This is a genomic window from Streptomyces sp. NPDC039736, from assembly GCF_055596485.1.
The window spans coordinates 599,230-624,992 of sequence record NZ_JBVIUQ010000003.1 but is presented as its reverse complement, the minus strand read 5'-3'; the positions used below and the strand labels follow the sequence as shown (position 1 = coordinate 624,992).

Here is a 25,763-nt window from a genome sequence, read left to right as displayed (position 1 = left end):
TCCATGGAAGATATAACCGTGCCCGGAACCGCCGGGACCGCCGAACCCGCCAGAGCCGCCGAATCCGCCGACGGCACCGCGTCCGTCCGTGCCGACACCCGCCGACGGCTCGTCTCCGCGAGCCTGGTCGGCTCGGTCGGGGACGGCATCTACGTTCCGCTGACCATGCTGTTCGTCCATTCGCTCACCGGACTGTCGCTGACCTCCATCGGCACCGGGCTGACGGTCGCCGGGCTCGGCGCGCTGGCGTTCATGCCGACCGCGGGCATCCTCATCGACCGGTTCGGCGGACGCCGGGTGCTCATCGGCGTGCTCGCGCTGCGCGCGCTCGGCTTCGCCGCCTACCCCCTCGCCGGCTCCTACCCGGCCTTCCTGGGCATCGCCCTGGTGGTCGCGGTCGGCATGTGGGCCTCTTCGCCCAGCCAGCACGCGCTGATCGGGGACCTGGCCCAAGGGGCCGAGCGGGACCGGCTGCTGGCGTGGGACCGGAGTCTGCGCAACGCCGGGATGGGGTGCGGCAGCCTGGCGGCGGCGGGCATGCTCGCGTTCCGGGGCACCGCCGGTTTCGTCGTGGCGGCCGAGGCGCTGGCCGTGGTGTTCGCCGTCGCCGCGCTCCTGGTGTCCCGCCTTCCCGACGCCCGGGCCGGTGCGCCCGCTCCGCGCTCCCGCGAGGGGTACCGGCAGGTGCTCGCCGACCGGCCCTACCTGCTCGTCACCGGCGCCAACTTCCTGATCGCCTTCGGGTACACCGCCCAGGCCATGGCCGTGCCGGTCTTCCTCACCCGTGACGTCGGCCTCCCCGACGCCCTGGCGGGGGCCGTCTTCGCCCTCAACACCGTGCTGGTCGCCGCGGCCGGGGTGCCCGTCGCACGTCTGACCCTGCGCGGCAGGCGCACGCGCGCCGCGGCGCTGGGCGCGGTCGTCTTCGCGCTGTCCTTCGGGGCGTTCGCCCTCCTGCCCCGGCTCACCGGCGGCTCCGGGGCCCTGGTGGCCGTGCTCGCGGTCGCCGTCCTCTACACCGCGGGCGAGCTCATCCACTCCGCGCCCTCGCAGGGACTGTCCGTGCAGGCCGCGCCCGGCCACCTGCGGGGCCGGTACCTGTCGGTGTACCAACTGTCCTGGTCGCTCTGCCGCACCGTCGCGCCGATGCTGCTGGGATTCCTGCTCGACGCACGGCCGTGGCACCTGTGGTCGGTGCTCGCGCTGATGGTGCTCGGCGGGGCGGCGATCCTGCTGCGGGCGGAGCGGTCGCTGCCGGCGCACGCGGTCGGCGCCGGCAGCGTGCGGCAGGCGGTCGCCGCCCGTGGTCCCGGCGCCGGGGAGCCGTTGCGCACGTGAGCACGGGGCCGGGGCCGGTCCCGTGCACGGGAGCCGGCGGGGCCCGTCAGCCCGGGAGGGGGCCGCCGATGGAGCCGGGCGCGGCGGGCTGGGCGCGCCGGGGCAGGGGCGGCAGCTTCACGGTCCTGCCGTGGGCGGTCAGGTTCATGGTCGTCTCCACCTTCGCCGCGCCGAGGTCGCAGCTCAGACCGATGCGGGCGATCCGGCCGTCCTCGGTGACCCAGACGTCGGCGAACGCCGGGAGGCCGTCGCCGGCCTCCTTCAACGGACCCTCCATCAGGGCGCGCCGCTCCCGTGCCATCCCCAGCAGCACGGCGTCGGCGTTCAGTCCGCCCCGGTAGTGCGTGGTCGCGACGCCGTTCACCTTCTCCGGGCCCACCTCGGTGACGTGGTGCGCCATGGCCGCCCGGCGCAGGACGTGCTCCGGGTCGTTGAGCGGCGAGCGCATCAGGTAGTGCGCCTCGGCCTCGCCCCGGGAGGTCGAACGCCAGGCGGTGTCGCCGGTCCGCTCGTTCGGCATCCGTACGTAGACGGTGTCCCCGTTGAAGATCTCGTCCAGCGGCACCGCCTTCCCGGCCTGGGCGCCGGTCTGCGCCAGCGCGGTCTTCAGGGTGCCCTTGTCGGCCTTCATGTCGAAGGCTCCCTTCACCGTGATGGTGAAGTCCTGGCCACTGCCGGTCAGTCTGATGGCCTCGTCGATGCGGGCCGTGGTCTTCCCGGCGGCGGCGACCGCGGCGCGCACCGCGGCGGCCGGGTCGGCGGTGGGGGCGGGGGACGGGGTCCCGGCGGATGACGTCTGCCCGGCCCGCCCTCCTGACGCGGGCGCCGTGCTGTCCGTACCGGCAGAGCAGGCCGTACCGAGGACGGCCAGGGCGCTGATGCCGCTGATGCTGATGAGACGGGCTGAACGCCGCATGGAACTTCCCCGTTGGTGCTGATGGGGCAAGGCGGAGTCCCCCCTTGCGCTAGAACAGAGATTCTATTGCGTCGGGAGGGCCGAATTCGCCGGTCGACGGGGTGCGTTGGACGCACACCGCGGCGGCCGCCGCCCGGACGGCGGCACGGGGCGGCGGGAGGGGTGTGGACGACGTCGATTCGCGGGCAGGCGTGTTCGTACACGCGACGAAAGGAAACCCGACCATGGCTCGTACCGTTGGCCGTCTCTTCGCGGACACCCTTGAGGAGCTCGGTGTCCGGCACGTCTTCGGGGTGGTCGGTGACGCGCTGAACCCGCTCACCGACGCCATCCGGACGTCGGAGTCCGTGTCCTGGGTGGGATGCCGGCACGAGGAGGCCGCCGCCTTCGCGGCCGGGGCGCAGTCGCAGCTCTCGGACACGATCGGCGTGTGCATGGGCACGGTCGGGCCGGGCGCCGTGCACCTGCTCAACGGGCTGTACGACGCGGCCAAGAGCGGCACGCCGGTGCTGGCGATCGCCGGGCAGGTGCCGCTGGCCGAGGTCGGCACCGACTACTTCCAGGAGGTCGACAACGACCTGCTGTTCAAGGACGTGGCGGTGTTCCGGGCCACGGTGACCTCGCCCGAGCAGTTGCCGGGGCTGCTGGAGGTGGCCGTGCGCACCGCGATCGGCCGGCGGGGCGTGGCCGTGCTGACCGTGCCCGGCGACATCGGTGACAAGGAGCTGCCCGCCGACCGGCCGCTGCGGCTGTCCCTCGTCGGTTCCGGCAACCGGCCCGACGACCCCGCGCTCGACGAGGCGGCGCGCCTGATCAACGCGAGCGGTGACGTGACGCTGCTGGTGGGACGGGGCGCGCGGGAGTCCCGCGCGGACGTGCTGGCCCTGGCCGAGCGGCTGGGCGCGCCGATGCTCCTCACGCTCAAGGCGAAGGAGGGCTTCGAGGGCGACAACCCCTACCAGGTCGGCCAGACCGGGCTGATCGGCAATCCGGCGGCGGCCTGGGCGATGGACCACGCGGAGACGCTGGTGCTGCTGGGGACCGACTTCCCCTACCGGGACTGGTATCCGGAGGGCAAGAAGGTCGTCCAGGTGGACCGGGTGGCGGAGCACATCGGGCGGCGGGTGCCGGTCGACGTCGGGCTCGCGGCGGACGTGGGGCCGACCGTGCGGGGGCTGCTGGAGCGCGTCGGGGCGCGCAAGGAACGGGAGCATCTGGAGTCGGCCCGCAAGAAGTTCCTGAAGTGGCAGGAGGGACAGGCCAAGCTCGCCGAGCCCGGGCACGACCGGGGGCTGGTGGGCAGGATGCGCTCGGCGTTCGACAACCGGGACCACCTGGTGCGCCCGGAGGCGCTGGCCGCCGCGATCGACCGGGTGGCGGCCGACGACGCCGTGTTCACCTCGGACACCGGCATGGCGACGGTGTGGCTGTCGCGGTTCGTCGAGATGCGGGGCTCGCGCCGGCTGCTCGGTTCGTACAACCTCGGGTCGATGGCGAACGCCATGCCGCAGTCGATCGGCGCGCAGTTGCTGGACCGGGACCGGCAGGTCGTGGCGTTCTGCGGGGACGGCGGGCTGTCCATGCTGCTGGGGGACCTGATGACGATCCGCACCGAGCGGCTGCCGGTCAAGCTCGTCGTCTTCGACAACCAGCGGCTGGGCATGGTGAAGCTGGAACAGGAGCAGGCCGGGCTGCCCGAGTTCGGCACGGTCCTGGACAACCCGGACTTCGCGGCCGTGGCGCGGGCGCTGGGCATCACGGGCATCCGGGTGGAGCGGGCCGAGGACCTCGCGGAGGGGGTGCGGCGGGCGTTCGAGGAGCCGGGGCCCGTGGTGCTGGACGTGCTGACGAACCCGGAGGAGGTCGCGGTGCCCGCCAAGCCGACCGTGCAGCAGGGCTGGGGATTCGCGATCGCGAAGGTCCGGGAGAACCTGGACAGCTCGGGCTGAGCGTCGCCCCGGGGCCGGGCCGCGCGTCATTCCAGCAGCAGCCCGCGCACGGCGTCCTCGACCGGGCCCCTGGTCGCCGGGTGCCCGGCGGCGGCGTCCTCGCCGAGGCGGTCCAGGTCGTCGGCGATGGTCCTGTTCCGCTCGAAGAGCTCGACCACCCGGGGATTGATGTACGAGGCGCGGCACACGGCCGGGGTGTTGCCGAGGTAGTGGCTCACCTCGCGCACCACCCGGGCCACCGCGCGCTTGCGGGCCGCCGGGGACAGGCGTCCGGCCCGCACCGACACCGCGAGTCCCACCGCGGCGAGGACGGTGGCGTGCCAGGTGCGGAAGTCCTTGGCGGTGATGTCCGTCCCGGTGAGCTCGCGCAGGCAGGCGTTCAGGTCCGCGCTGGTGACGTCGTGCCAGGCGCCGCCCTGCCAGTACCGGAAGAGCTGGCAGCCGTCGGAGCGCCGCCGCAGCAGAGCCCGTACGACGTCGTGGGCGGGGGCGTCCACCAGGGCGCGCACCTGCCAGTTGGCGCCCTTGCCGGGGTAGGAGAACGCGATCTCGCCGCGGCGGCACTCGACGTGCTCGGGGAGCATGGTGGTGAGTCCGTACGTCTCGTTGGCCCGGGCGTAGGCGGAGGTGCCGATCCGGAAGAAGCCGAGGTCCAGCAGCCGTACCGCGCAGGCCAGGACCCGCTCGCGGGACAGCCCGCGGCCCGCCAGGTCCTCGGCGACGCGTTCGCGGAGCTGCGGGAGGGCGGCGGCGACCTGGAGGACGTGTTCGTGCTTGGACTGCTCCTGCCGGGCGCGGAACTCCGGGTGGTAGAGGTACTGGCGGCGGCCCGCGGCGTCGGTGCCCAGCGCCTGGACGTGGCCGTTGGGCCAGGGGCAGATCCAGACGTCCTGCCAGGCCGGCGGGATGGCCAGGGCCCGGATCCGCTCCTTGTGCGCGGGGTCGGTGAGGGGGGCGCCGGTGGCGTCGAGGTAGCGGAAGCCCCGGCCGTGGCGCACGCGGCGCCAGCCCGGGGCGTGGGTGTCGGAGGTGCGCAGACGCATGGCGGGTCTTCCCTGTGGTCGGTCGTTCGTGCGGGGGCCCGTTCGTACGGGGGGCCGTGCCTGCGGGACCCGTTCGTACGGGGGGCCGTTCGTACGCAGGTCCGGAAGCGCCGGGGTACCCGGCCTACCGGGAGGCGGGGTCCGTGCCGGCGTCGAGTTCCGCGAGTCCGGTCTCCCAGCGGTGGCGGCGTTCCTCGTCGGTCTGCTCCCACCAGGGGGTGCCGCGCTCGCCCAGGGCCACCTTGGCGCTCTGCACCCGGGCGCGGGCGGCGCGTTCGGCCGCCGCGTCCTCGGCGCGCAGGGCGGCGCCGACGGCGCGGCGCGCCGCCATCAGGTGGTGGCGCAGCCGGTCGGCGACGTCGGCCGGGAGTTCGGGGTCGGTGGCCCGCCAGCGGCGGCCCTTGATGAGGACGTAGCGGCCGTCGGGAGTGTGCGGCGGCGGGGCGGGGTCGGTGGTGCTCACGGGTCACCGGTTCCCGTTCGCGCCCCGAACCAACCACGGACACCCACCGGGCAGGTGAGCCGGGTGCGCGGGCCGACCGCGCGCGGGAACCCGCCGGAGGCCCTCCCCGGGCGGAGTCAACGGCACAAGGGCTGAATCCAGGTGGCGCGGCGTGCCATGCTCAGGGCATGACTGACCGCGATGAGCCGGGAGCGGCTCCGTCGAGTGTGGACGGCTGGAGCGCCGTGGACGGCGATCCGGTGTTCGCCGCCGGCCGCTGCCTCGTGCCCCGGGTACGCACGGCGGAGGACGACGGCGCCTTCGCCGTGCCCGCGTCCGCGGTGCAGGAGATCCTGAACGCGCTGCCCGGCTCGGCCACCTTCCTGCTGCCCGTGCGCGGGTCCGACGGCGCGGTCGTCGACTTCCGGATCGCGGCCGCTTCACCCGATGCGGTCGACATCGGGTCCCGCCGGGGCCCGGAGATGGTCGGCCTGAGCGTGCTGGAGACGTATCCCACGGTGGCGCAGAGCGAGCTGTGGCAGGGGTACCTCACGGCGCTGGAGGGCGGCGGGCGTTACGAGAGCAAACCGTTCGAGTACGAGGAGGTGCTCGCCGGCATCCCGCACCGGTCGCGCTTCACGGTGCGCGCGGCGGCCTGCCGGGGCGGTCTGCTGGTCTCCTGGGTGCGGCTGGACACCGGGGAGCGCGAGCAGCGGCGGCTGACGGTGATGCAGCGGCTGGCCGGGATGGGGTGGGCGGACTGGGACCTGGTGCTCAACGAGATCACCTGGTCGGACGAGGTCTTCGCGGTCTTCGGCCGGGACCGCTCGCTGGGTCCGCTGACGTTGCGGGAGCTCCCCGGGTGCGCCGTGCCGGAGGATCTGCCGGGGGTGGCCGAGACGGTGCGGCGGCTGCTGGGCGGGGGCGCCGCCGTCGACCACACGTTCCGCGTCACCACGCCCGGCGGGGAGACCCGGCACGTGCGGATCGTCGCGGAGGCGGAGCTCGACGCCCGGGGGGCGCCGGTGGAGGTGCACGGGTTCTTCCAGGACCGCACCGCGGTGTCCCGGGCCGCGCAGCAGGTGCTGGAGCACCAGCAGGCGGCCTCCGCCCAGCGCAGTCTGCTGGCCGCCGAGAAGGACCTCGCCGCCCGCCTCCAGCACGCCCTGCTGCCGCTGCCGAAGCAGTCCCTGCGCCTGGCCGGGCTGACGGTGGATGTGGCGTACCACCCCTTGCAGGAGGGGCTCAACGTGGGCGGCGACTGGTACAGCGCCATCGAACTCCCCGACGGCAGCGCCCTGCTGGTGGTCGGCGACGTCGCCGGGCACGGGCTGGACGCGGTGGCCACCATGGCGCAGTTGCGCTTCACCGCCAAGGGCATGGCCATCACCGGGACCCCCCTGCCGGAGATCCTCACCCGCCTCAACACCTTGCTGCTGCACACCTCCGGGCGGAACTACGGCACGGCCACGATGATCATGGGCCGGTACGATCCCGCCACCGCCCGGCTGACCTGGGTGCAGGCCGGGCACCTGCCGCCGCTGCTGCTGCGCGCGGGCCAGCCCCGCTACCTGCCGGTCCCCCGCGGCATCCTGCTCGGGGCGATGGCGGCCCCCTGCTACGAGGAGGCCACGCTCCAACTGCTGCCCGGCGACCACCTGCTGCTGTACACGGACGGCCTGGTCGAGGTGCCCGGCCGGGACATCTACGAGGGGCTCGCCCGGCTGGCGCGCGCCGCCGCCGACCAGGTGGGCAACGACCGCGTCCTGGACGCGCTGGTCGGTCCTGAGTCCCGGCACGACGACACCTGCGTGCTGCACGCCGCGCTGTGACCGCGGCCCTATGAGGCCGCCTTCTCCCGCCTGCGGTCCAGGCGGGAGACCACGGGCCCCGACGTGACGCCGTGCAGGACGACGGAGACCAGCACGGTGAAGGTCACCACGGCCCACAACTCGCTCTCGGGCACCGGGAAACCGGTCTGGCCCAGCGCGTAGGCGAGGTAGTAGAGGGAGCCGATGCCGCGGATGCCGTACCCCGCGACGACCCAGCGTTCCACACCGCGCGGGCTGCCGCCCAGCAGGCCGATCCAGCCGGTCAGGGGGCGGATCACCAGCAGCACCGCGAGTGCGACGAGCGCGCCGCGCCAGGTGAGTCCGGCGAGGCCGCCGGAGGCGATGTAGGCGCCGACCAGGAACAGCACCGCCGCGGTGAGCAGACGCTCGACCTGTTCCACGAAGTCGTGCAGGACGTTGTGGTAGCCGTGGGAGCGTTCGGCCGCCCGGATGGTGCAGGCGGTGGTGAACACGGCCAGGAAGCCGTAGCCGCCGGCGAGTTCGGTCGTGCCGTACGAGAGGAAGGTGGCGCCCAGCGCGACGAAGCCCTCGCGATGGGCCGACAGGCGCAGCACCGAGGAGCGGGGCCGGAAGAACAGCCAGCCGAGCAGACGGCCGACGAGGATTCCGCCGAGGACGCCGACCGTGCACTTGACCAGGACGTCCTGGAGCGCCCAGCCGCCGATCCAGCCCGCCGACCAGCCGCCGCCCGCGGCGGCGGCCAGGGCGACCGCCGCGTAGACGAGGGGGAAGGCGAGACCGTCGTTGAGGCCCGCCTCGCTGGTGAGGGCGAACCGCACTTCGTCCTCGTCGTCCTCGTCCGACGTGGGCTCCCCCACCCGCACCTCCGCGGCGAGGACGGGGTCGGTGGGGGCGAGGACGGCGGCCAGCAGCAGGGCCGCCGCCGGGGGCCAGTCCAGCAGCCCCCACGCGAGGAGGGCGGTGACGGCCACGGTCAGCGGCATGGTGATGCCGAGCAGCCGCCAGGTGGTGGACCAACTGCGGCGTCCGACCGGCCTGTTGAGGGCGAGGCCGGCGCCCATCAGCGCGACGATCACGCCGATCTCGGTGAGGTGCTCGGTGATCTGCCGGTCGGCGACCGGGTCGATCGCCGGAAGCTGAAGGGGCAGCAGGTACACGCAGAAGCCGCCCGCCAGGAAGATCAGCGGCAGCGACACCGGCCGCCCGGCGAGCGCGCGGGGCAGCACCCCGGTGAGCAGCGCGCCCACGCCCGCGCAGGCGTACACCCCGTCGGTGAGGGTCACATGGTCTCCGTCCTCGGCTCGCCTCCCGCCAGGCCGGTCACCCGGGCGTGGACTCAAGTTCGACGCTACGCCTTCGTCCGCCCGCTCCCCCGCTCACGGATGCCGTGCGTCGCGTGTCGTGATCGTCTTCCTCCTGCCGCCGGTTTCACACGTATGTACGTGAAATCCGCCCCGCGTGGGACGGCGGGCCGGGCCCGGGTCCCGGCGGGGGCACAAGCCCGCGTTATGCCCAGTCGTTAGTACCCGGCGCCCCCTGCCGTCGCGCACCCTGGGGCCGTCGACCCCCACGCGCACGCCACCCTCGGCGTGTCCCCACGAAACGAGGAACCATGAAGATAGCCCGGCTGGTGCCCACCGCCTTGGCCGCAGCGGTCTCCGTCATCGCCCTGCTGTCCCCCACCGCCACCGCAGCTCCGACCCCGTCCGCCACGGGCACCCAGCCGATCATCGGCGGCGGTTACGCCTCGAACGCGCCGTGGGCCGCGCGGCTCTTCTCCAACGGCAGAGAGACCTGTTCCGCGACGATCATCGCGCCCACCTGGATCCTGACCGCCAAGCACTGCGTCTCCGGCGGCGGCCTCTCCTTCCGCATCGGCAGCCTCGACCAGCACAGCGGCGGCACCACGGCCAACGGCGCCCAGACGTACACGCACAGCTCCGACCTGGCCCTGGTGCGGCTTGACCGCTCGGTGTCCGGCACGTACTCGCGGCTCGGGCAGCCGGGTTCGGTGTCGGTCGGGCAGAGCGTGCAGGTCTACGGCTGGGGCGCCACCTCGCAGTGCGGCTCGGAGATCAACTGCCAGTCCCGGATGCTGAAGGTCGCCAACGTGACCGTCACGGGCGGTTGCAGCGACGCCTACGGCGGCTCGGCGATCTGCGCCCGCCGGGGCAACGGCATCACCGCGGGCGGCGACTCGGGCGGCCCGATGATGGCCAACGGCAGCCAGGTGGGCGTCGCCTCCACCAGTGACCGCCAGACCACGACCGCGTACACGAACGTCACGGCCTACCGGTCCTGGATCCGCTCGGTGGCGGGAGTCTGACCTCTCGCCGCGCGCAGTGCCGTCGCCGGGCGCTCCCCCGCCGGGCGGCGGCGTCGTGCCGGGGCCCGGCCGCTCAGGTCGCCGTCCTCTCCCCCCGCCCGCCCGGTCCCCGTAACGGCGGCAGGTCGGGACGGCGGATGCGGGAGCCTATTTGGCGGGCCGTCGGGAGCACCGTGTCGACCCCCAGACGCACGACGACGACCAGCGTCGTGACGCCGAGGGCGGCGCCCCGGGCGTGCAGTCCCGGCAGGGTGAGCACGCCCGCCAGGAGCAGCGCGGCCAGGGTCGTCGCGACCGCCCCGGCCAGGGTGACGCGCAGGTGGACGTACGAGAGGTACTCGGCGGTCGGCCGCCCCGACCGGATGCCCGGGACGAAACCGCCCTGCCGTTTCATCCGGTCCGCGATCCCGACGGCGTCGAACTCCAGTGCCCCGCGCAGGAACACCCCCACGAGGACGACCAGGGCGTACGCCGCCACCAGCCAGGGGGCCGGCGGGGCGGGCAGCAGCAGGAGCAGCGAGCCCAGCAGCATCGCGTCGAAGCCGCCCCTGCCGCCGTGGATCGGGACGTACGCCGTGGCGCCGCCGTACGCCCTGCGGCCGATCATGCGTTTCGCGTACTGGACCGGGACGCGGCGCGCGCTGTGGCGGACGGTGACGACCAGGGCCGTGGCGAGTGCCAGGGCGAGCAGGAGGGCCAGGGGGGCGACCGCCCCGGCCCAGCCGCCGTGGGCGCGGGCCACCTCCCGGACCTGGCCGGGGAAGACCGCCGCGACCTGGGCGAGGAGCAGGAGGGACAGGCCCTCGCCGAAGCCGCGGTGGGTGATCGTCGCGCTCAGCCACAGCACGGCGGCGGTGCCGGCCGTCAGGCAGGCCACCAGGGTGATCTGCGTGAGCGCGCCGGTGTCGCGCAGGACGTCCGTGCCCGCCCCGGCGAGCGAGGGCCGGCCGTTGACGGCCATGCGCACGACCAGGACGGCGGACCCCGCGCCGAGCAGCACGGCCACATACCGGGCGCAACGCGCCAGCAGCGCCTCCCCCGCCCGGCCCGCCTCCGCCGCCGCGCGCAGGCGCGGGAGGAGAAGCCCGCCGAGCACCAGCACCCAGTGCGCGGCGATCATCGGCAGGACGCCGAACGCGAAGACCGAGAGGTGCGCGAGGCCGCCGCCGGTGAGCAGGTCGAGGAGGCCGGGGAGTCGCCCGCCGGGCCGGTCGGCCGCCGCGACGGCGGTGACGTCGACGCCGGGCAGCGGCAGGTGCTGGCCGAGGCGGAACAGCAGGACGGCCAGCAGCGTGACGAGCAGCCGCCGGCGTACGTCGGGCATCGTGAAGACGCGCGTGAGCAGCATCGTGTTCCCCTCTTCCTCGTGCGTGGGGCCGGGCGGGCGGGTCGGGCCGGGGTGCGGGTCGGGCCGGGGTGCGGGGCGGTGGGTCGGGCGCACCCGGGTGGGGTGCGGTGGGGCCGGGGCGTCAGGCGAGGCCGTGTTGCTGGAGGCGGCGGAGGTGGGAGGCGGCTCGTTCCGAGCCCTTGGCGACGGCCTGGCGGTACCACTGGGCGGCCTCCGCCGGGCTCCTGGCTTCGAGCACCTCGCCCAGGTTGAGCATGCCCATCGGCTCCCCCGCCTCGGCCGAACGCCGGTACCACTGCTCGGCCTCGGCCCCGCGGTCGCTGTGCCGCAGGATGTTGCCCAGGTTGTTCATGGCCTGGGCCTCGCCCTTGTCGGCGGCCCTGCGGTACCACTGCTCGGCCTCCGCGTGCCGCTCCAGCCGCTGCATCAGCAGGGCCAGACTGAACATGGCGGGCGAGTGCCCCTTGTCGGCCGCGGCGCGCAGCCACTTCTCGGCCTCCGGGAGCCGGTCGCTCTCGTTGAGCATCATGCCGAGCACCAGCATCGCCTCCTCGTCGCCCTTCTCGGACGCGCCGCGCAGCCACCGCTCCGCCTCCGGCATCCGCCCTTCCCGGTAGGCGCGGAATCCTTCCTGCACCATCGCCGCCGGGTGTCCCCCCTCGGCGGCGCGGCGCTCCCACGCCGCGGCCTCGGCCGGCCGGCCCGTCCGCTTGAGGACGACGGCGAGGTTGTTCATCCCCAGCGGGCTGCCGAGGTCGGCCGCCCGGCGGAACTCCCGCAGCGCTCCCTCGGTGTCGCCCCTGTCGAGCAGGGCGACGCCCAGGCGGATCATCGCGTCCGGGTCGCCGGTCCGCGCCTCGCGGGCGTGGCGGGCCTCCCAGGTGTCGAGACCGGGGTCGGCGGTCATGCGCACCAACGCCCGGAGCAGCGGCTCCAGTTCGGTCCTGCGGCGCCCGGCGGCGCGCCCGTGCTCAACTCGGCCGTACGACACGGCAGTTCCCTCCTCCGGCCCCGCTGTCCCCACTGTCCCGGCGGTCCCGGCGGTCCCGCTCGGCTCTGTCCTCTCGGACGCCGCCGGGTCGACCGCCAGTTCCCAGTCGAACTCCCAAGTCTTCAGGTCTCCTTCGGCGTCCGCGACCAGCGCCCAGCAGGCGTCCGGGCCGAGCACGGCGTCCTGGCACGCGCCGTCGAGTGCGCGCAGGCAGCGGCCGGTGTCCAGCGACCACACCCGCAGCGCGCCGCGGCTGTCGCGCGAGAGCGCGAAGCGGCCGTCGGGGGTGAGCCGGATGGCCCGTGAGCAGTCGGGCTGGCCGTCGAACTCCCTGAGGCACCGGCCGGTCCGGATGTCCCAGAGGCGGATGCGGCCGTCGCCCCGGCCGCCGCAGGACACCAGCAGGCCGCGCCGCTCGTCGACGGCGATCGCCGCCACGGGTGCGGTGTGGCCGCGCAGCTCGCGCAGGCGGCGGCCGGTGGTCAGGTCCCAGATCCGCACGGTGTCGCCGGGGCCGGCGCTCGCGGCGGTCCGGCCGTCGGGGGCGAGCCACAGCCCGGGGTCGTGGCCGTGGTCGCCGTCCAGGGTGCGCAGGCACGTGCCGTCCGCCAGGTCCCACAGCCGTACGCGCCGGTCGGCGCTCCACACCAGGGCGCGCGTCCCGTCCCCGGTGAAGGCGGCGGCCGCCGCGCCGAGAGTGAGGCGCAGGGAGGCCCGCCGGGCGCCGTCGGCCACCGACCAGGCGTCCAGGGTGCCGTCGGCGTTCGCGGTCAGCACGGTGCGGCCGTCGGCGGTGAAGCGGACGGTGCGCAGGACGTTCATGCCGTACGTCTCCGGCAGCCCGCCGATGACCGTGCCGCGCTCGCCGGTGGCCACGTCGAGGAGGTGGAGGTCGTGCGGAAGGCGGACGGCCGCCGTGCGGCCGTCCGGGGACAGCGCGAGGTTGGTGCGGCCCTCGAACCTGCCCAGCGTGCGCGAGGGCCAACTGGCGAGCAGGCCGGTCCTGTTGACGTACGGTTCCCGGCCCAGGGCGCGCCAGGCGGCGAGGGCGTGGGGGTCGCGTTCGTGGCCGGGGACGGCGCGGGCCCGGATGAGCCGGTCGAGGGCGGCGGCCGGGCGGCCGCCCCGCCGGTCCTGTTCGGCGGCGTCGACCAGGGCCGCGACCCTGCTCTGCAAGGTGCTCAGTTCGTCGTGGCGGCGCGGGCGGCTGAGCCGGGCGGCCGCCGTGTACGTCCCGGGCAGCCGGCGGCGGCGCACGGTGCGGTCCTGCCCGGCGGAGAGCAGGTGCAGCCCGTCGTCGAGGAACACCACGGCCTCGACCGGGCCGTCGTGCCCCCGGTAGGTGCGCAGGACGCGGCCGGTGGCCACGTCCCACAGCCGGACCCCGCCGTCCCGGCTGCCGCTCACCAGGAGGCGGCCGTCGGGGCTCAGGTCGACGCAGGCGGCGGAGCCGGGGAGGGTGCGCAGCAGCTCGCCGGTGGGCGGGGACCACACGTGGGTGCCGTCGTGGGTGGCGCAGGCCGCGGTGCGTCCGTCGGCGGAGAGGCACAGGGGCGAGGGGAAGAGGCTCCGCACCGGCGCGTGCGTGCAGGCGCGCGCGCCCTCCGGGTCGCGCACGGACACCGCTCCGCCGGGCCCGTGGAACACCAGGCGGCGGCCGTCGGCGGTCGCCTGCGTCGGCCCGTGGTGGAAGCCCTCCAGGGTGTAGCGCACCCGGCCCGTGGTGACGTCCCAGCCCAGGAGCGTGCCGTCGCTGGTGCCCGCGACGACCAGGCCGGGGCCGGGGAGGTAGCGGGGCGGCCGTACGGCGGTGTCGCCGGAGCGGTAGGCGGGGGTGAAGGTCCGGAGGCAGTGGCCGCGCTCCGCGTCCCACAGCCGGACCAGGCCGTCGGAGCCCACGGCGGCGACCCGCCGCCCGTCCTCGCCGAGGTCCACCGGGCCGTGGCTGCCGTCGAGCCGGCGCAAACAGCGACCGGTGGCGAGGTCCCAGAGGCGGACCGTGCCCCGGACGACGGTCAGGGCGCGGCGGCCGTCGCGGGTGAGCCGCACCTTGGTGCCGTTCGTGGGGTGCGACAGCCAGGGCAGCTCGCGCACGTCGTCCCGGGGGCCGGTCGCGCCGCGCTCGCGCTGCACCTCGGCGAGGAGGGGGCGCACCCGGTCGGCGTCCTGGGCGTCGGCGCGGGCGGCTTCGAGGGCGGTGACCAGGTCCTCGTCGGTGACCGCGCCGCGCCGCCAGCGGGCCAGGCCCGCGTTGTAGGTGGCTTCGGGGTGGCGGGGGTCGCAGGCGAGGGCGGCGGCGAAGGCGGCGTCGGCCTCGTCGGTGCGGCCGAGGTCGAGGAGGGAGAGGGCCCGGTTGTTGAGTTCGTCGGCGCGCAGCCCGGCGGCGCGGGGCCGCGTCCGCGGGTAGGGAGTCCCGGTCAACCGGGCATACAGCGCGCTGAGTTCGTCGGCGACCGCGAGCATGGACGACGGCCGTTCGGCCGGGTCCTCGCGCAGGCAGCGCGCCAGCAGGGCGGCGACCTCCGGCGGCAGCGGGAGGGGCCCCTCGTGCTCGGCCCGCCGTGCCGCGAGCGACTCGCCCGCGACGGGGCCGATCAGCCAGGTCACCTCGCCGGTGAACATCTCCAGCAGGGAGACGGCGAAGCTGTAGACGTCGGTGCGCACGCCCAGCGGTCTGCGCAGGGCCTGTTCGGGCGAGGCGTACGCCATGGTCATGCCCGCGGCGGCCGCCTCGCCGCCGGTCGCCTCGCGGGCGCGGGCGATGCCGAAGTCGGTGACCTTGGCGGTGCCGTCCGCGTCGAGGAGGACGTTGGCGGGTTTCACGTCCTGGTGGACGAGGCCGGCGTCGTGGGCGTGCTGAAGGCCCCAGGCGGTCTGCACGGCGAGGTCCAGGACGCGGGCCAGGGCCCGGGCGGGGCCGCCCTCGTACAGGCGGCCGTCCCGGATCAGGTCACGCAGGCTGCCCCCGGGGACGTACTCGGCGAAGACCCTGGGAACACCGCCGAGGACGCGTACGTAGTGGCAGCCGCAGACGTGCGGGTGCAGCCCGAGGGACACCCAGGTCTCGGCCTCGCGCACGAAGTCCCGCCGCTGTTCGGCCGTGCGGAACAGCTCGGGGCGCGGGCACTTCACGGCCAGGTCCGAGCCCCATTCGCGGTGCCGCACCCGGTAGACGAGGCCCATGCCGCCGGCGGTGTGCACGCCGGTCACCTCGTACTGGCCGGCGACGACGTCGCCGAGCTCCCACAGCTCCCCGGCGGGCGGCACCTCAGCGGGTCCGGAAGGCGGGCAGCGCCTTGAACTCCCGGGCCACGGCGGCGCTTTCGCGCACGGTGCGCGCCCACGCCCGCGCCTTGGTGAGCGGGTGGCGGGGGAACTGCTCGTCCCACGCGGGATCGTCGCTCGGCTCGTACGGCAGCCCGGGGTCGTACGGGTGGCCGCCCCGCCGCCGGTCCGGGCCGCCCGTCTTCATGCTGACCAGCGACTCGCGCACGCCGCTGATCTCCCACTCCTCGAACTGCCCCGTCAGCACGGCGGTGCGGTCCTTCTTGGCGAGCACGAAGGAGGCCCGGAACAGCCGTCCCGTCGCCGATCTGGGCAGCTTCTCCGCCACCAGCGTGTACAGCGCCAGGCACCCGTCGAGCACGACGGCGTCCGCCTCCAGGAGCCGTGCGGTGGGACGCGGGTCGAGGCCGGTCGCCGGCCCCGGCACCGGACGGGCGGCGTGGGTGTGCGCCAACTCCCGCCGCAGCACCTCGATCTCGTACAGCCAGTGGGTGCTGCGCGGCAGGGCCTCGTGCACGCCGAGCACCACGACGTCCCGGGTGTGCGGGTCGAACCACCGGGTGCCGTCGAGGGGTTCGAACCCGGTGGTGTCGAAGGTGATCGGCCGCGTTTCCCAGTCCGCTTGAGCCACGCGCGCAAATTAACACGCGCCCCTCGGCCCGCACCACGGCTGTTTCGCGTCGCCCGCCCGCTCGCCGGCGTCACTCCACGTCCGCTTCACCCGCCCCGAGTTCGATCGTCGTGGTGATCCGCGTGAGGGCGGGGTCGCGGGGCACCGAGCCGAACCCGAAGCGGACCGGCGGCTGCACCGGGGCGAGACCGCCCAGGTCGACGCCCTCGAAGGTGCCGGAGAGCCAGGTGACCGGGTGCAGGTCCCGCGCGCCGTACCACTCGCGGCGCCCGCCCCCGGCGCTGCCGCGGGTACGGACTCCGGGCAGCACGAACCGTACGGACAGGTCCGTCACCGCGCACCACGCAGGCTGGGCGGCCAGCGGGCCGGGCACCGCCCGGAGCAGCCGCCCGAGCGGCCCGCGCCCGCCGACCCGGAACCGCAGGTCGAGCGGGCCCGCCGAGACCGCCCAGGTCCCGTCCGCGACGCTCACCCGGACCGGCGTGACGCGGACGGCGTCATAGGTGTACGTACGCCGGATGAACTCGGCGGTCCCGGGGGTGGGGGCCAGCAACAGCCGCTCCCCGTCGGCCCGTTCGACCATGACGTCGCTGAGCGGGCCGAAGGGGGACCGCGGCCAGTGCCCGAGCACGATCCGGGTGCCTGCGGTGGTGCCCATTCCGGCGATCCAGCCGTCGAAGCGCAGCCTGCGGCGGGGGGCGGTGGTGCGCGGTTTCGGGTTCACCCCTCCATGGTGTCCCCGGTTCGCCCCGGTGTCACGGCGTCGGCTACGGCTTGAGCAGGGTCTTGACCATGGCGTCGGCTACGGCTTGAGCAGGGTCTTGACCATGGCGTCGGCTACGGCTTGAGCAGGGTCTTGATCATGCCGTCCTCCTTCGCCTGGAACATCTCGTACGCCTTGGGGCCCTCCTCCAGCGGCATCGAGTGCGTCGCGAAGCCCTCGACGCCCAGCGGGTCCTCGTCGGTGAGGAGCGGGAGCAGGTCGTCGACCCAGCGGCGGACGTTCGCCTGGCCCATCCGGAGCTGGATCTGCTTGTCGAACATGGTCAGGAGCGGCAGCGGGTCCGCCGCCCCGCCGTACACCCCGGCCAGCGAGATCGTGCCGCCGCGGCGGACGATGTCGACGGCCGCGTACAGCGCGCTCAGCCGGTCCAGGCCCGCGGTCTCCATCAGCTTCTCCGCGAGCGCGTCCGGCAGCAGCCCCACCGCCCACTGCGCGGCCTTCGCCACCGGCGCGCCGTGCGCCTCCATGCCGACCGCGTCGATCACCGCGTCGGGGCCCCGCCCGTCGGTCAGCTCGCGGATCGCCTCGCCGATCTGCTTGCCGTGGCGGCGCAGGTCGATGGCCTTGATGCCCCGGCTGTGCGCGCGGGAGAGCCGGGCGGGCACCAGGTCCACGCCGATGACCAGGCCGGCGCCCCGGTGCTGGGCGATCCGGGCCGCCATCTCGCCGATCGGGCCCAGGCCCAGCACGGCCACGGTCCCGCCGGGAGGCACATCGGCGTACTCGACGGCCTGCCAGGCGGTGGGCAGCACGTCGGAGAGGTACACGAAGCGCTCGTCGGACGGGCCGTGCGGCACCTTCACCGGGAGGGTGTTGCCGAACGGCACGCGCAGCAGCTCCGCCTGGCCGCCCGGCACCTGGCCGTACAGCTTGGTGTAGCCGAAGAGGGACGCGCCCATGCCCCGCTCGCGCACCTGGGTGGTCTCGCACTGGGAGTGCAGGCCCCGGTCGCACATGTAGCAGCGGCCGCAGGAGACGTTGAAGGGGACGACGACCCGGTCGCCGGGCGCCAGCGCCGTGACCTCGGCGCCGACCTCCTCGACGATGCCCATCGGCTCGTGGCCGAGGATGTCGCCGGGGTCCAGGAAGGGGCCCAGGACCTCGTACAGGTGCAGGTCGGAGCCGCAGATGCCGGAGGAGGTGATCCGTACGATGATGTCCGTTGGGTCCTGGATCTGCGGATCGGGGACGGTCTCGACCCGTACGTCGCGCTTGCCGTGCCAGGTCAGTGCTCGCATCTCTGCCTCCTGCGGGCGGTGGCGGCGGCCACGCGGGGTGTCCGCCGTTCCTGCCCTGTTCTCGGTCGATTCGACCCGGCTGGGTCCTGTGCCCGGTTTCCCCTGTCGGCGTCCGTCACACGTCGGACGTGAGGGGACGCCGCTGTGGGGTACGCGGAGCGGGTTCGACGGCTCGCGTCAGCTCACGTCCGACGGCCCGCCCTCCAAGGAGATCTCATGTCGTACACACCCGCCACCGGCGCCGCCCGGGACCTCGACGGGCTCTCCGCCGTCGTCACCGGTGGCTCCCGGGGCCTCGGTCTGCTGCTCGCCGACGAACTGCTGCGGCGGGGCTGCGCGGTGACCGTCGCCGCCCGCGACAAGGCCGAACTGGAACGCGCGGCGGCCCTGCTCCGGGCCCGCCGGCCGGGGGCCGCGGTCCGTACCGCCGTCTGTGACGTACGGGACCGCGGGGCCGTCGCCGAGCTGTTCCGGGGGGCGAGGGAGGCCCGCGGCAGCGTCGACCTCGTCATCGGCAACGCCGGGATCATCCAGGTCGCCCCCGCCGAGACGGTCGGGACGGCCGGGTACGAGGACGCGATGGACACCATCTTCCACGGCGCGCTGCACACCGCGCTGGAGGCGCTCCCCCATCTGCGCGAGAGCCGGGCGGGCGGACGCCTCGCGCTCATCGGCTCGGTCGGCGGGCTGCTCGCCGTACCGCACCTGCTGCCGTACTCGTGCGCGAAGTCGGCCGTGGCGGCGCTGGCCGAGGGGCTGTACACGGAGGCGGCGCGCGGCGGGGTGTCGGTGACCGCCGTGCACCCGGGGCTGATGCGCACCGGGTCGCATCTGCACGCCGTGTTCGGCGGGGACCGGGAGCGGGAGTACGCCTGGTTCTCGGCGCTGGCGAGCACGCCGCTGGTGTCGATGGACGCCCGGCGCGCCGCCGACCGCATCGTGACGGCGGTCGAGAAGCGGAAGGTGCGCGTGGTGCTGACCCCGCTGGCCAAGGCCGCGGACAAGGCGCACGGTCTCGCGCCCGTGCTGACGGCCCGGCTGAGCCACGGCGCGGCGCGTTTCCTGCCCTCGGCCGACGGCGAGCCGGAGCTGCGGGAGGGCGCCGACGTGGAGGCGGCGACGCCGCGCTCGGCGCGCGAGCAGCTCCGGTCGCTGGCCGCCACCTTGAACGACCGGGCGGCGCGCGCCTACAACGAGCGCCGGCGCACTACCGGGACCTGACTTTCCCGGCAGGGCCGGTGCGTAGGTCCGCCGTGCCGGGGCACTCGCCACTCCATGCACGGACGACACGCACGCCACGCACCCAGCACTCCGCCGCACGTGTCTGCGTCGACCGGTGGGCCCGGCGCCAAGCACTCGCGCCGTCGGGGCCGCACCACCGGCCGTCTCCGACGGCGCCTCCTGGCGTACCGGGCGGTCGACTTCCGCGACACCCACATCCCGCAGGCCCCGTCCGGCCGGGTCTCCGAGGAATGCCTGCTGCTCGTCCACGTACGGCGGGTCGTCGGCCAGGTCCACTACCGGATGTGCGAGCGCTGTGCCCGGGGCGTCATCACGGACATCAGCATCGACGAACACTTCCACAAGACGGGCCTGGGCACCCGCGCCCTGTCCCATCTGCGCGCCCGCCACCCGGGCGTCACCTGGCGCAACACGCTCACCGGCCGCAGCACCCGGGACCTGGTGCGCCGGATGTGCATCCCGCCGGGCGACGCCCAGCCGTGCGCCCACACGGCCTGACCGGAGTCCCCGAAACGCCCCGTTCGGCTCAGGCCCCGGCGTCGGGGCCCGTCTCCGCGTCCGCGTCCATCGTCATCCGGGCCACGTGCAGCGCCAGGTAGGAGACCTCGTCCTCGCTCAGGCTCTCGCCCAGGCGCATCTCCACGATCGTCGCCAGGCGCTGCGCGGTGCGGGTCGCCTCCGGGTAGTGGCGGCGGATGCCCGTGCCGATCGTGGACTCGTGGCCCGTGAGCTGCCGGTGCTGCTGGATCCGTACGAAGAGGTAGCGCACGTGCGTGATGAAGCGCGCCGCGCTCATCGACTCGCGGGAGGCGTCCAGCCCGTACTGCCGCTGCACGACGGCCAGCATCTGCTGGATGACCCCGGTCATCGTGTACGTGAAGGACAGGTCGCCGGAGGCGAAGCCCGCGTTGACCAGGTGCAGGGTGAGGGCGGTCGCCTCGGCGGGGTCCAGCTTCGGGTCGACGCGTTCGTTGATCGCCGCGAGGAGGCGCTGCGCCTGGGCGTACTCGTCGGCGTACAGGGCCTGGGCCTCGGCGCGCAGCGGGTACTCCACGACGACGCCCCGCCTGGCCCGGTCCAGTGCCCCGGCGACGTGGTCGGCGACCGCGATGGCGAGGGTGGGGCGGGTGGACTCGCGGCCCTCGATGCCGACCTCGCCCAGCGCGATCACGACGGCCCGCAGCACTTCCTCGCCGACCAGGGCGAGCGCTTCGGCCAGGTGGTCGGGGTCGCGGCCGTCGGCGGGGACGAAGACCCGCACGATCAGCGCGGGGTCCACGGGCTTGCCCTGGCGGGCGTTGAAGCCGATGCCGCGCCCGGTGAGGATGACCTCCTGGCCCTTGTCGTCGCGCGCGAGGACCACGTTGTTGTTGAGGACACGCAGCGTTTTCAACGCCCGCTCTCCTTGGCTCGTCCGTGGTGGTTCGTCCGTGGTGGTACGTGCGCGGGTTTCGTCCGCGGGGTTTCGTCCGTGGAGTTTCATCTGTGGCCCGGTTTCCGGCCAATGATCATGCATTGCCCGCTCTACGGTCCATCCTCCCCCGAACCGTGTCGGTGCCCGCACGCACCCCCTGCGGGACGCGTGCGGGCACCGTGGCGCAACCTGTGCCGTCGCGGTCAGCGGCGCACGGTCACCACCGGCGCGCCGGCGCTCACGTCCTGCCCGGTGTGCGGCTCGACCGAGGCGAGGTCGGCGGTGTTGGGGACGGTCATGAGGGTGACGGCCGGGTGCCCGGCGGCACGAATGGCGGCCAGGTCGACCTCGGCGAGGAGGTCGCCCGCGCTCACCCGCCGGCCGGCCTCGACCCGTACGTCGAAGCCCTCTCCCTTCATCTGCACCGTGTCGATGCCGACGTGCACGAGCACCTCGACCCCGTCGGCGGTGCGGATGCCGAAGGCGTGCCCGGTGGCGGTGACGGTGACCAGTTCGCCGTCGACCGGGGCGACGACCCGGCCGTCGGCGGGCTCGACGCCCACGCCCTCGCCGAGCGCGCGGGAGGCGAAGACGGGGTCCGGGACCTCGTCGAGGCTGATGACGCGGCCCGCGACCGGAGCGACGAGGACGGTCTCCTTGCCACAGGCGCGGGGGACGCCGGACGCGGCAGCGGCGGCGGTGCCGCCGACGGACGGGGCGGCGGCCGACGCACCGGCGGCGGAGGCGCCGACGGCGGCGAGCTCACGGTCGTCGGCAGCGGCAGCGGCAGCGGGAGCGGCGATGTCGGCGTCGGCGGCGCCCGCCGCACCCGCGCCCTCCGCCGCGTCCCGCTCGGCGTTGGTCTCGGCGCGCTCCTGCGGCGTACGGAAGTCGGAGAAGTACACGAGGGCCATCGAGACGAAGAAGGCCGCGGTGATCGCGATGCCGTAGGTGGCCATCGGGGAGAAGACCGGGATGGTCAGCAGCGAGGTGAAGGCGAACGCCTTGGTGTCGACCCCGCCGAGGACGCCGACCAGCACGCCGCCGACGAGGCAGCCGACCAGCATGCGCGGGTAGATCCGCTTGAAGCGCAGGTGGATGCCGTACAGCGAGGGCTCCGAGATGCCGCCGAAGAGGCCCGCGGCGAGCGCGCCGGTGGCGGTCTGGCGCATCTCCTTCTCGCGGTGGCGCACGGAGAGCAGCAGCACACCGGCGGTGGCGCCGAAGCAGGCGAAGTTCCACGCGCCCATGGGGCCCTGGATGAAGTCGTAGCCGAGGGTGTTGATGTTGACCAGCATCAGCGCGTTGAGCGGCCAGTGCAGGCCCAGCGGGACCAGGAACGGGTAGATCAGCGGGATGATGATCGCGAAGACGATCGGGGCGTTGCCGTTCAGCCAGGACAGGCCCTCGCCGAGGCCGTTGCCCGCCCAGATGCCCATCGGGCCGATGAGGAAGGCGGTCACCGGGATCATGATCAGCATGCTGAAGAACGGCACGAAGACCATGTGCACGTTCTCCGGGAAGATCTTCTGGAGGCCCTTGTAGACGAGGGCGAGCAGGGCGACCATCAGCAGCGGCACGAAGACCTGGCCGCCGTAGTCGTTGAGCTGCATCGGCAGCCCGAAGACGTGCGCCACGCACTCCTGGGTGCCCAGGGTGCCGTTGGTGGTGCAGGTGATGCCGGGGATGCCGGAGTCCTTGTTGAGCATCCCGGTGAAGTTCGGGGTCATCACCGCGGCCATCACGGCGGCGCCGACCCACGGGTCGATCTTCAGCTTCTTGGCCGCGTTGTACGCGACGAAGATCGGCAGGAAGTACAGCACCGAGCGCCACATGGCGTCGACGAAGACCCAGGTGGCGGACTTGTCGGCGGCCCGGAAGTCGACCACGCCGAACGCGTCGAGCACGGAGGCGATCGCGATGATCAGCGAGGAGCCGAGCAGCACGCCCATCAGCGGGCGGAACGAGTCCGAGAGGTACTCGAAGAAGTTGTCGACCCAGCCGTAGCGGCCCCGGCCCTTGGCCCTGGCGGCGGCCTTGACCTCGGCGTCGGACTGCGGGCGGGGAGTGCCGCCGCCGGTCATCGAGGGCAGGCCCGTGATCGCGGAGTAGACGCGGGCGACGGCTCCGCCGATGACGATCTGGAAGCGGTCGCCGGACTGGGCCACCGTCCCCATGACGCCGTCCAGGGCGTCGAGGGCGGCCTTGTCGACCTTCTCTCCGTCGTGGAGCTGGAAGCGCAGCCGCGTCGCGCAGTGCGTGAGGCTCTCGACGTTCGCGGCGCCGCCGACACCGCGGAGAATCTTCTCCGCGAGTGCCTCGGGTCCCGTTGCGTGTGTGTTCATGATGCGTCCTTGCACCTGTGGGCACGTGCCGTGCTGGATCGGTCCGCGACCTCGTCCGCCGGATACGCGCCGCGTGAGGACAAAAGCCACCACAGGGCAACAAAAAAGGCCCGGGTCGCGCACGCGGCGCGTCCCAGGCCTTGCCTCCCCTCAAGCGGTGAGCCACCGTCGCATCGCGCGGGGCGATGAACGGTCACGTCCTCGGGGAGTAACAATCCTGCGATCGAGATCGATCAGGGCGACTGTAGCACCTGCTCCGGGGTGCCCCCGCACCCTCCGCCCCGCCCGGCCGTGAACGGCCTCCCCGCCCCGGCCGCGGTGGACCGCGTCAGGAGGTCACCGTGGCGACGAACGCCGCGAGGTTGGCCATGGTGCGCTGGACCTTCTCCTCCAGGGTGAGGGACTCGTGCAGCCGGGAGCCGACGCCCGCGTCCTTCAGGCCGCGCAGGTAGAGGGAGCACGCGAGGTCGCTGCAGAGGTAGATGCCGGTGGAGTTGCCCTGCTGCCCGGCCTTGCCCGCCTTCGGCGCGACCATCAGCGAGACGCCGCCGGTGCGGCCGGTCATGCAGACGTGGCACATGCTGGGCCGGTTCTGCCAGGAACCCGCGCCGGGGGTGCGGAGCTGGACGCCGACCAGGCGGCCGTCGAGTTCGGCGACGAGGTAGGCCCGGTCCATGGCCTGGGGATCGCGCCAGCCGAAGTAGTCCAGCTTGTCCCAGGGGCGGTCCGCCAGGTCGTGGGGTACGTGCATCCGCTTGGCCTCGCCCTTCGTGCAGTTCACGAAGGCGGTGCGGATCTCTCGTTCGGTCAACTGCTTCATAACGGCAACGCTAATTTGCCTAATGACATTAGGCAAATGAATAATCGTCTCCGCAGGGACACGGTGTGGACGACGAGGCGGAGGTGGGCATGGCCCGGGCAGGACTGACCACGGAACGCCTGGTGCGGGCGGGCGCCGAGCTGGCGGACGAGATCGGCTTCGAGCGGACGACCCCGGCGGAGCTGGCCCGCAGGTTCGGGGTGAAGACGGCGAGCCTGTACTCGCACGTGCGGAACGCCCACGACCTCAAGACCCGCATCGCCCTGCTCGCCCTAGAGGAACTCGCCGACCGGGCGGCCCTCGCGGTGGCCGGACGGGCGGGCGAGGACGCCCTGACCGCCTTCGCCGACGCCTACCGCGACTACGCCCTGGCCCACCCGGGCCGCTTCACCGCCGCCCGCTACCCCCTCGACGACGAGACCGCCGCCGGCGGCGCGGGTGTGCGGCACGCGCAGATGTCGCGGGCGGTGCTGCGCGGGTACGGTCTGGCCGAACCGCACGAGACGCACGCGGTACGGCTGTTGGGGGCCGTCTTCAGCGGATACGTCACGCTGGAGTCGGCCGGGGGCTTCGCCCGGAGCGCGCCCGACGCGCAGGAGAGCTGGACGGAGATCGTCCGCGCCCTGGACACGTTGCTGCGCACCTGGCCGACGGCTCGCTGAGCCGGACCCGGCGGGCCGGTGCCGGCCCGCTCCAGGTCCTCCGCGCCTGTGGCCGCCCTTCGGGAAGCGGGTGCTACTTGGGCGTCTCGGCCAGGGTGTGGGCGACCAGGGCGTTGGCGTGACCGTGGCCCAGGCCGTGTTCGCTCTTGAGCCAGGAGACGAGTTCCATGTGCTTGGTGAGCGGGGAGGCCCGGATCAGGTCCTGCCACTCGGAGACGGGGCGGCCGTACTTCTTCTCGATCGAGGGGAAGTAGCTGGCCGGGCCCTTCACTGCGTCCGTCATGTCAAGTCCTCTGCTGTGGAGTGCGGTTGGTCGGTCAGTGCGGTACGGGGGTGGCGGTGAGCCGGAGCAGTACGGCGCTGAGCCACAGGAGTCCGAGCGCCGCACCCGCGGTGAAGGCCAGGACCGAGGCGGCCGAGGCCGCGAAGCCCGCGAGCACCACGGCCGGAACGACCCGCGACGCCGCGGCCCAGGTGCGGTGCCCCCGCTCGGCGAGCGGGCGGGCCAGTACAAAGAACGCGGCGCACAGCGCAAGGTAACCGATCATGCCCGCGGCCATGTGCGCGGCACCGGTACCGGTCATCGCGGTCGCCTCCGGCGCGCCCACGGGGAAGCCCGCGCCCGCGTCGGCGGGGAAGGCGGCGGCCGCCCAGAAGGACAGCCCGAAGACGGCGATCAGGACCGGGCCGCCTCTGCCCGCCGCTCGCGTCCGGCGCAGTCCGCTCGCGCCGACGAGCAACAGGGCTCCGGCGACGAGGAAGTTGAGGGTCTGGACCCAGCCCGCTCCGCCCAGCGCGAGCTGGCTCAGCGCGTTGCGGGTGAGGTCGAAGCCGTCCCGGGTGAGCGCCTGCGCCGCACCCGCTCCGAGAAAGAGCGGCCCCGCCGCGACGGCGCAGCGAAGGGCCCGACGGCCGCCGAGGCGGGAGGGGACCGCCGTGCGGGCGGGGGTGGCCGTGCGGGTGGCGGGGGAGGTGAGCGTAGGCGTCATGTCCGGTCCTTCTCCGTCGCTGCGGCGGTCTTGTCCATCGCCGTGTGGGTGATGGGTGGACCGGCGGCGGGGAAAGTCATCGCAGGTGGGGTGTGGGGCGGGTCACAACGCGGGGGTGCGCCGGGGCGGCGGCGCGGCTCGCGGCGGCGGTGTCCGCGACGGACGGCGGGCCGGACTCGCGACGGA

21 protein-coding genes are annotated in these 25,763 nt (G+C 74.2%); 7 read left to right on the top strand and 14 right to left on the bottom strand.

Features of this window, described 5'->3' with window-relative positions; genetic code table 11:
* Positions 1–3: 3 nt before the first annotated feature.
* Positions 4–1,338, top strand: a complete 1,335-nt coding sequence (locus ACZ56L_RS12305; protein WP_471063572.1) for an MFS transporter — start codon at positions 4–6, stop codon at positions 1,336–1,338.
* A 46-nt stretch (positions 1,339–1,384) separates the two neighbouring features.
* Here the strand turns inward: ACZ56L_RS12305 and ACZ56L_RS12300 are convergent, their stop codons facing one another.
* Positions 1,385–2,254: an SCO4651 family lipoprotein gene (locus tag ACZ56L_RS12300; RefSeq protein WP_471063570.1), complete on the bottom strand. Its 870-nt coding sequence runs from the start codon at positions 2,252–2,254 to the stop codon at positions 1,385–1,387.
* 224 nt (positions 2,255–2,478) lie between these two features.
* Between ACZ56L_RS12300 and ACZ56L_RS12295 the strand changes: the two genes are divergently transcribed.
* On the top strand, positions 2,479–4,203 hold the full coding sequence (locus tag ACZ56L_RS12295; protein ID WP_471063568.1) for a thiamine pyrophosphate-dependent enzyme: 1,725 nt from the start codon (positions 2,479–2,481) through the stop codon (positions 4,201–4,203).
* Between the two features lie 26 nt (positions 4,204–4,229).
* Here ACZ56L_RS12295 and ACZ56L_RS12290 read toward each other — a convergent pair whose 3' ends face one another.
* Together ACZ56L_RS12290 and ACZ56L_RS12285 are read right to left on the bottom strand one after the other, a co-directional pair.
* Entirely contained in the window at positions 4,230–5,246 is a 1,017-nt protein-coding gene (locus ACZ56L_RS12290) for a DNA topoisomerase IB (protein ID WP_468689057.1), read from the bottom strand.
* 124 nt (positions 5,247–5,370) lie between these two features.
* On the bottom strand, positions 5,371–5,709 hold the full coding sequence (locus ACZ56L_RS12285) for a hypothetical protein (RefSeq protein ID WP_468689056.1): 339 nt from the start codon (positions 5,707–5,709) through the stop codon (positions 5,371–5,373).
* Positions 5,710–5,876: 167 nt separating this feature from the next.
* On the opposite strand from ACZ56L_RS12285, the gene ACZ56L_RS12280 reads away from it, so the two are divergent.
* Positions 5,877–7,520, top strand: a complete 1,644-nt coding sequence (locus ACZ56L_RS12280) for a PP2C family protein-serine/threonine phosphatase (RefSeq protein ID WP_401762016.1) — start codon at positions 5,877–5,879, stop codon at positions 7,518–7,520.
* Positions 7,521–7,528: 8 nt separating this feature from the next.
* Here the strand turns inward: ACZ56L_RS12280 and ACZ56L_RS12275 are convergent, their stop codons facing one another.
* Positions 7,529–8,785, bottom strand: a complete 1,257-nt coding sequence (locus ACZ56L_RS12275; RefSeq protein ID WP_345227386.1) for a cation:proton antiporter — start codon at positions 8,783–8,785, stop codon at positions 7,529–7,531.
* A 329-nt stretch (positions 8,786–9,114) separates the two neighbouring features.
* On the opposite strand from ACZ56L_RS12275, the gene ACZ56L_RS12270 reads away from it, so the two are divergent.
* Positions 9,115–9,828 (top strand): S1 family peptidase, encoded by a 714-nt coding sequence (locus ACZ56L_RS12270; RefSeq protein WP_345227388.1) that lies wholly within the window; start codon positions 9,115–9,117, stop codon positions 9,826–9,828.
* Positions 9,829–9,901: 73 nt separating this feature from the next.
* Here the strand turns inward: ACZ56L_RS12270 and ACZ56L_RS12265 are convergent, their stop codons facing one another.
* The 5 genes from ACZ56L_RS12265 to ACZ56L_RS12245 all read right to left on the bottom strand — a co-directional run bounded on the left by ACZ56L_RS12265 (position 9,902) and on the right by ACZ56L_RS12245 (position 18,105).
* On the bottom strand, positions 9,902–11,176 hold the full coding sequence (locus tag ACZ56L_RS12265; protein ID WP_471063564.1) for a hypothetical protein: 1,275 nt from the start codon (positions 11,174–11,176) through the stop codon (positions 9,902–9,904).
* A gap of 121 nt (positions 11,177–11,297) precedes the next feature.
* Entirely contained in the window at positions 11,298–15,434 is a 4,137-nt protein-coding gene (locus ACZ56L_RS12260; RefSeq protein WP_471063562.1) for a protein kinase domain-containing protein, read from the bottom strand.
* A gap of 1 nt (position 15,435) precedes the next feature.
* The gene (locus ACZ56L_RS12255; RefSeq protein ID WP_345227396.1) at positions 15,436–16,083 is read right to left on the bottom strand and encodes a hypothetical protein; all 648 of its coding nucleotides are present in this window, start codon (positions 16,081–16,083) and stop codon (positions 15,436–15,438) included.
* A 70-nt stretch (positions 16,084–16,153) separates the two neighbouring features.
* Positions 16,154–16,741, bottom strand: a complete 588-nt coding sequence (locus ACZ56L_RS12250; protein ID WP_345227975.1) for a hypothetical protein — start codon at positions 16,739–16,741, stop codon at positions 16,154–16,156.
* Between the two features lie 179 nt (positions 16,742–16,920).
* Complete coding sequence (locus tag ACZ56L_RS12245; RefSeq protein WP_401762023.1) at positions 16,921–18,105, bottom strand: zinc-dependent alcohol dehydrogenase; 1,185 nt, start codon at positions 18,103–18,105, stop codon at positions 16,921–16,923.
* 216 nt (positions 18,106–18,321) lie between these two features.
* Here ACZ56L_RS12245 and ACZ56L_RS12240 point away from each other — a divergent pair, with 216 nt between their 5' ends.
* Together ACZ56L_RS12240 and ACZ56L_RS12235 are read left to right on the top strand one after the other, a co-directional pair.
* Entirely contained in the window at positions 18,322–19,326 is a 1,005-nt protein-coding gene (locus ACZ56L_RS12240) for an SDR family NAD(P)-dependent oxidoreductase (protein ID WP_345227400.1), read from the top strand.
* 99 nt (positions 19,327–19,425) lie between these two features.
* On the top strand, positions 19,426–19,845 hold the full coding sequence (locus ACZ56L_RS12235) for a hypothetical protein (protein ID WP_468689043.1): 420 nt from the start codon (positions 19,426–19,428) through the stop codon (positions 19,843–19,845).
* A gap of 28 nt (positions 19,846–19,873) precedes the next feature.
* Here the strand turns inward: ACZ56L_RS12235 and ACZ56L_RS12230 are convergent, their stop codons facing one another.
* From ACZ56L_RS12230 to ACZ56L_RS12220, 3 genes are all read right to left on the bottom strand, one after another.
* The gene (locus ACZ56L_RS12230; protein WP_345227405.1) at positions 19,874–20,740 is read right to left on the bottom strand and encodes a PRD domain-containing protein; all 867 of its coding nucleotides are present in this window, start codon (positions 20,738–20,740) and stop codon (positions 19,874–19,876) included.
* 224 nt (positions 20,741–20,964) lie between these two features.
* Positions 20,965–23,106, bottom strand: a complete 2,142-nt coding sequence (locus ACZ56L_RS12225) for a glucose PTS transporter subunit IIA (RefSeq protein WP_401762029.1) — start codon at positions 23,104–23,106, stop codon at positions 20,965–20,967.
* A gap of 328 nt (positions 23,107–23,434) precedes the next feature.
* Entirely contained in the window at positions 23,435–23,926 is a 492-nt protein-coding gene (locus ACZ56L_RS12220; RefSeq protein ID WP_345227410.1) for an FBP domain-containing protein, read from the bottom strand.
* Positions 23,927–24,015: 89 nt separating this feature from the next.
* On the opposite strand from ACZ56L_RS12220, the gene ACZ56L_RS12215 reads away from it, so the two are divergent.
* Positions 24,016–24,588: a TetR/AcrR family transcriptional regulator gene (locus tag ACZ56L_RS12215; protein WP_471063851.1), complete on the top strand. Its 573-nt coding sequence runs from the start codon at positions 24,016–24,018 to the stop codon at positions 24,586–24,588.
* Positions 24,589–24,661: 73 nt separating this feature from the next.
* On the opposite strand, the gene ACZ56L_RS12210 is transcribed toward ACZ56L_RS12215, so the two are convergent.
* Both ACZ56L_RS12210 and ACZ56L_RS12205 read right to left on the bottom strand, forming a co-directional pair.
* Positions 24,662–24,871 (bottom strand): DUF4287 domain-containing protein, encoded by a 210-nt coding sequence (locus tag ACZ56L_RS12210; protein WP_468689038.1) that lies wholly within the window; start codon positions 24,869–24,871, stop codon positions 24,662–24,664.
* 34 nt (positions 24,872–24,905) lie between these two features.
* Positions 24,906–25,577: a DUF998 domain-containing protein gene (locus ACZ56L_RS12205; RefSeq protein WP_471063558.1), complete on the bottom strand. Its 672-nt coding sequence runs from the start codon at positions 25,575–25,577 to the stop codon at positions 24,906–24,908.
* Between the last annotated feature and the right edge of the window lie 186 nt (positions 25,578–25,763).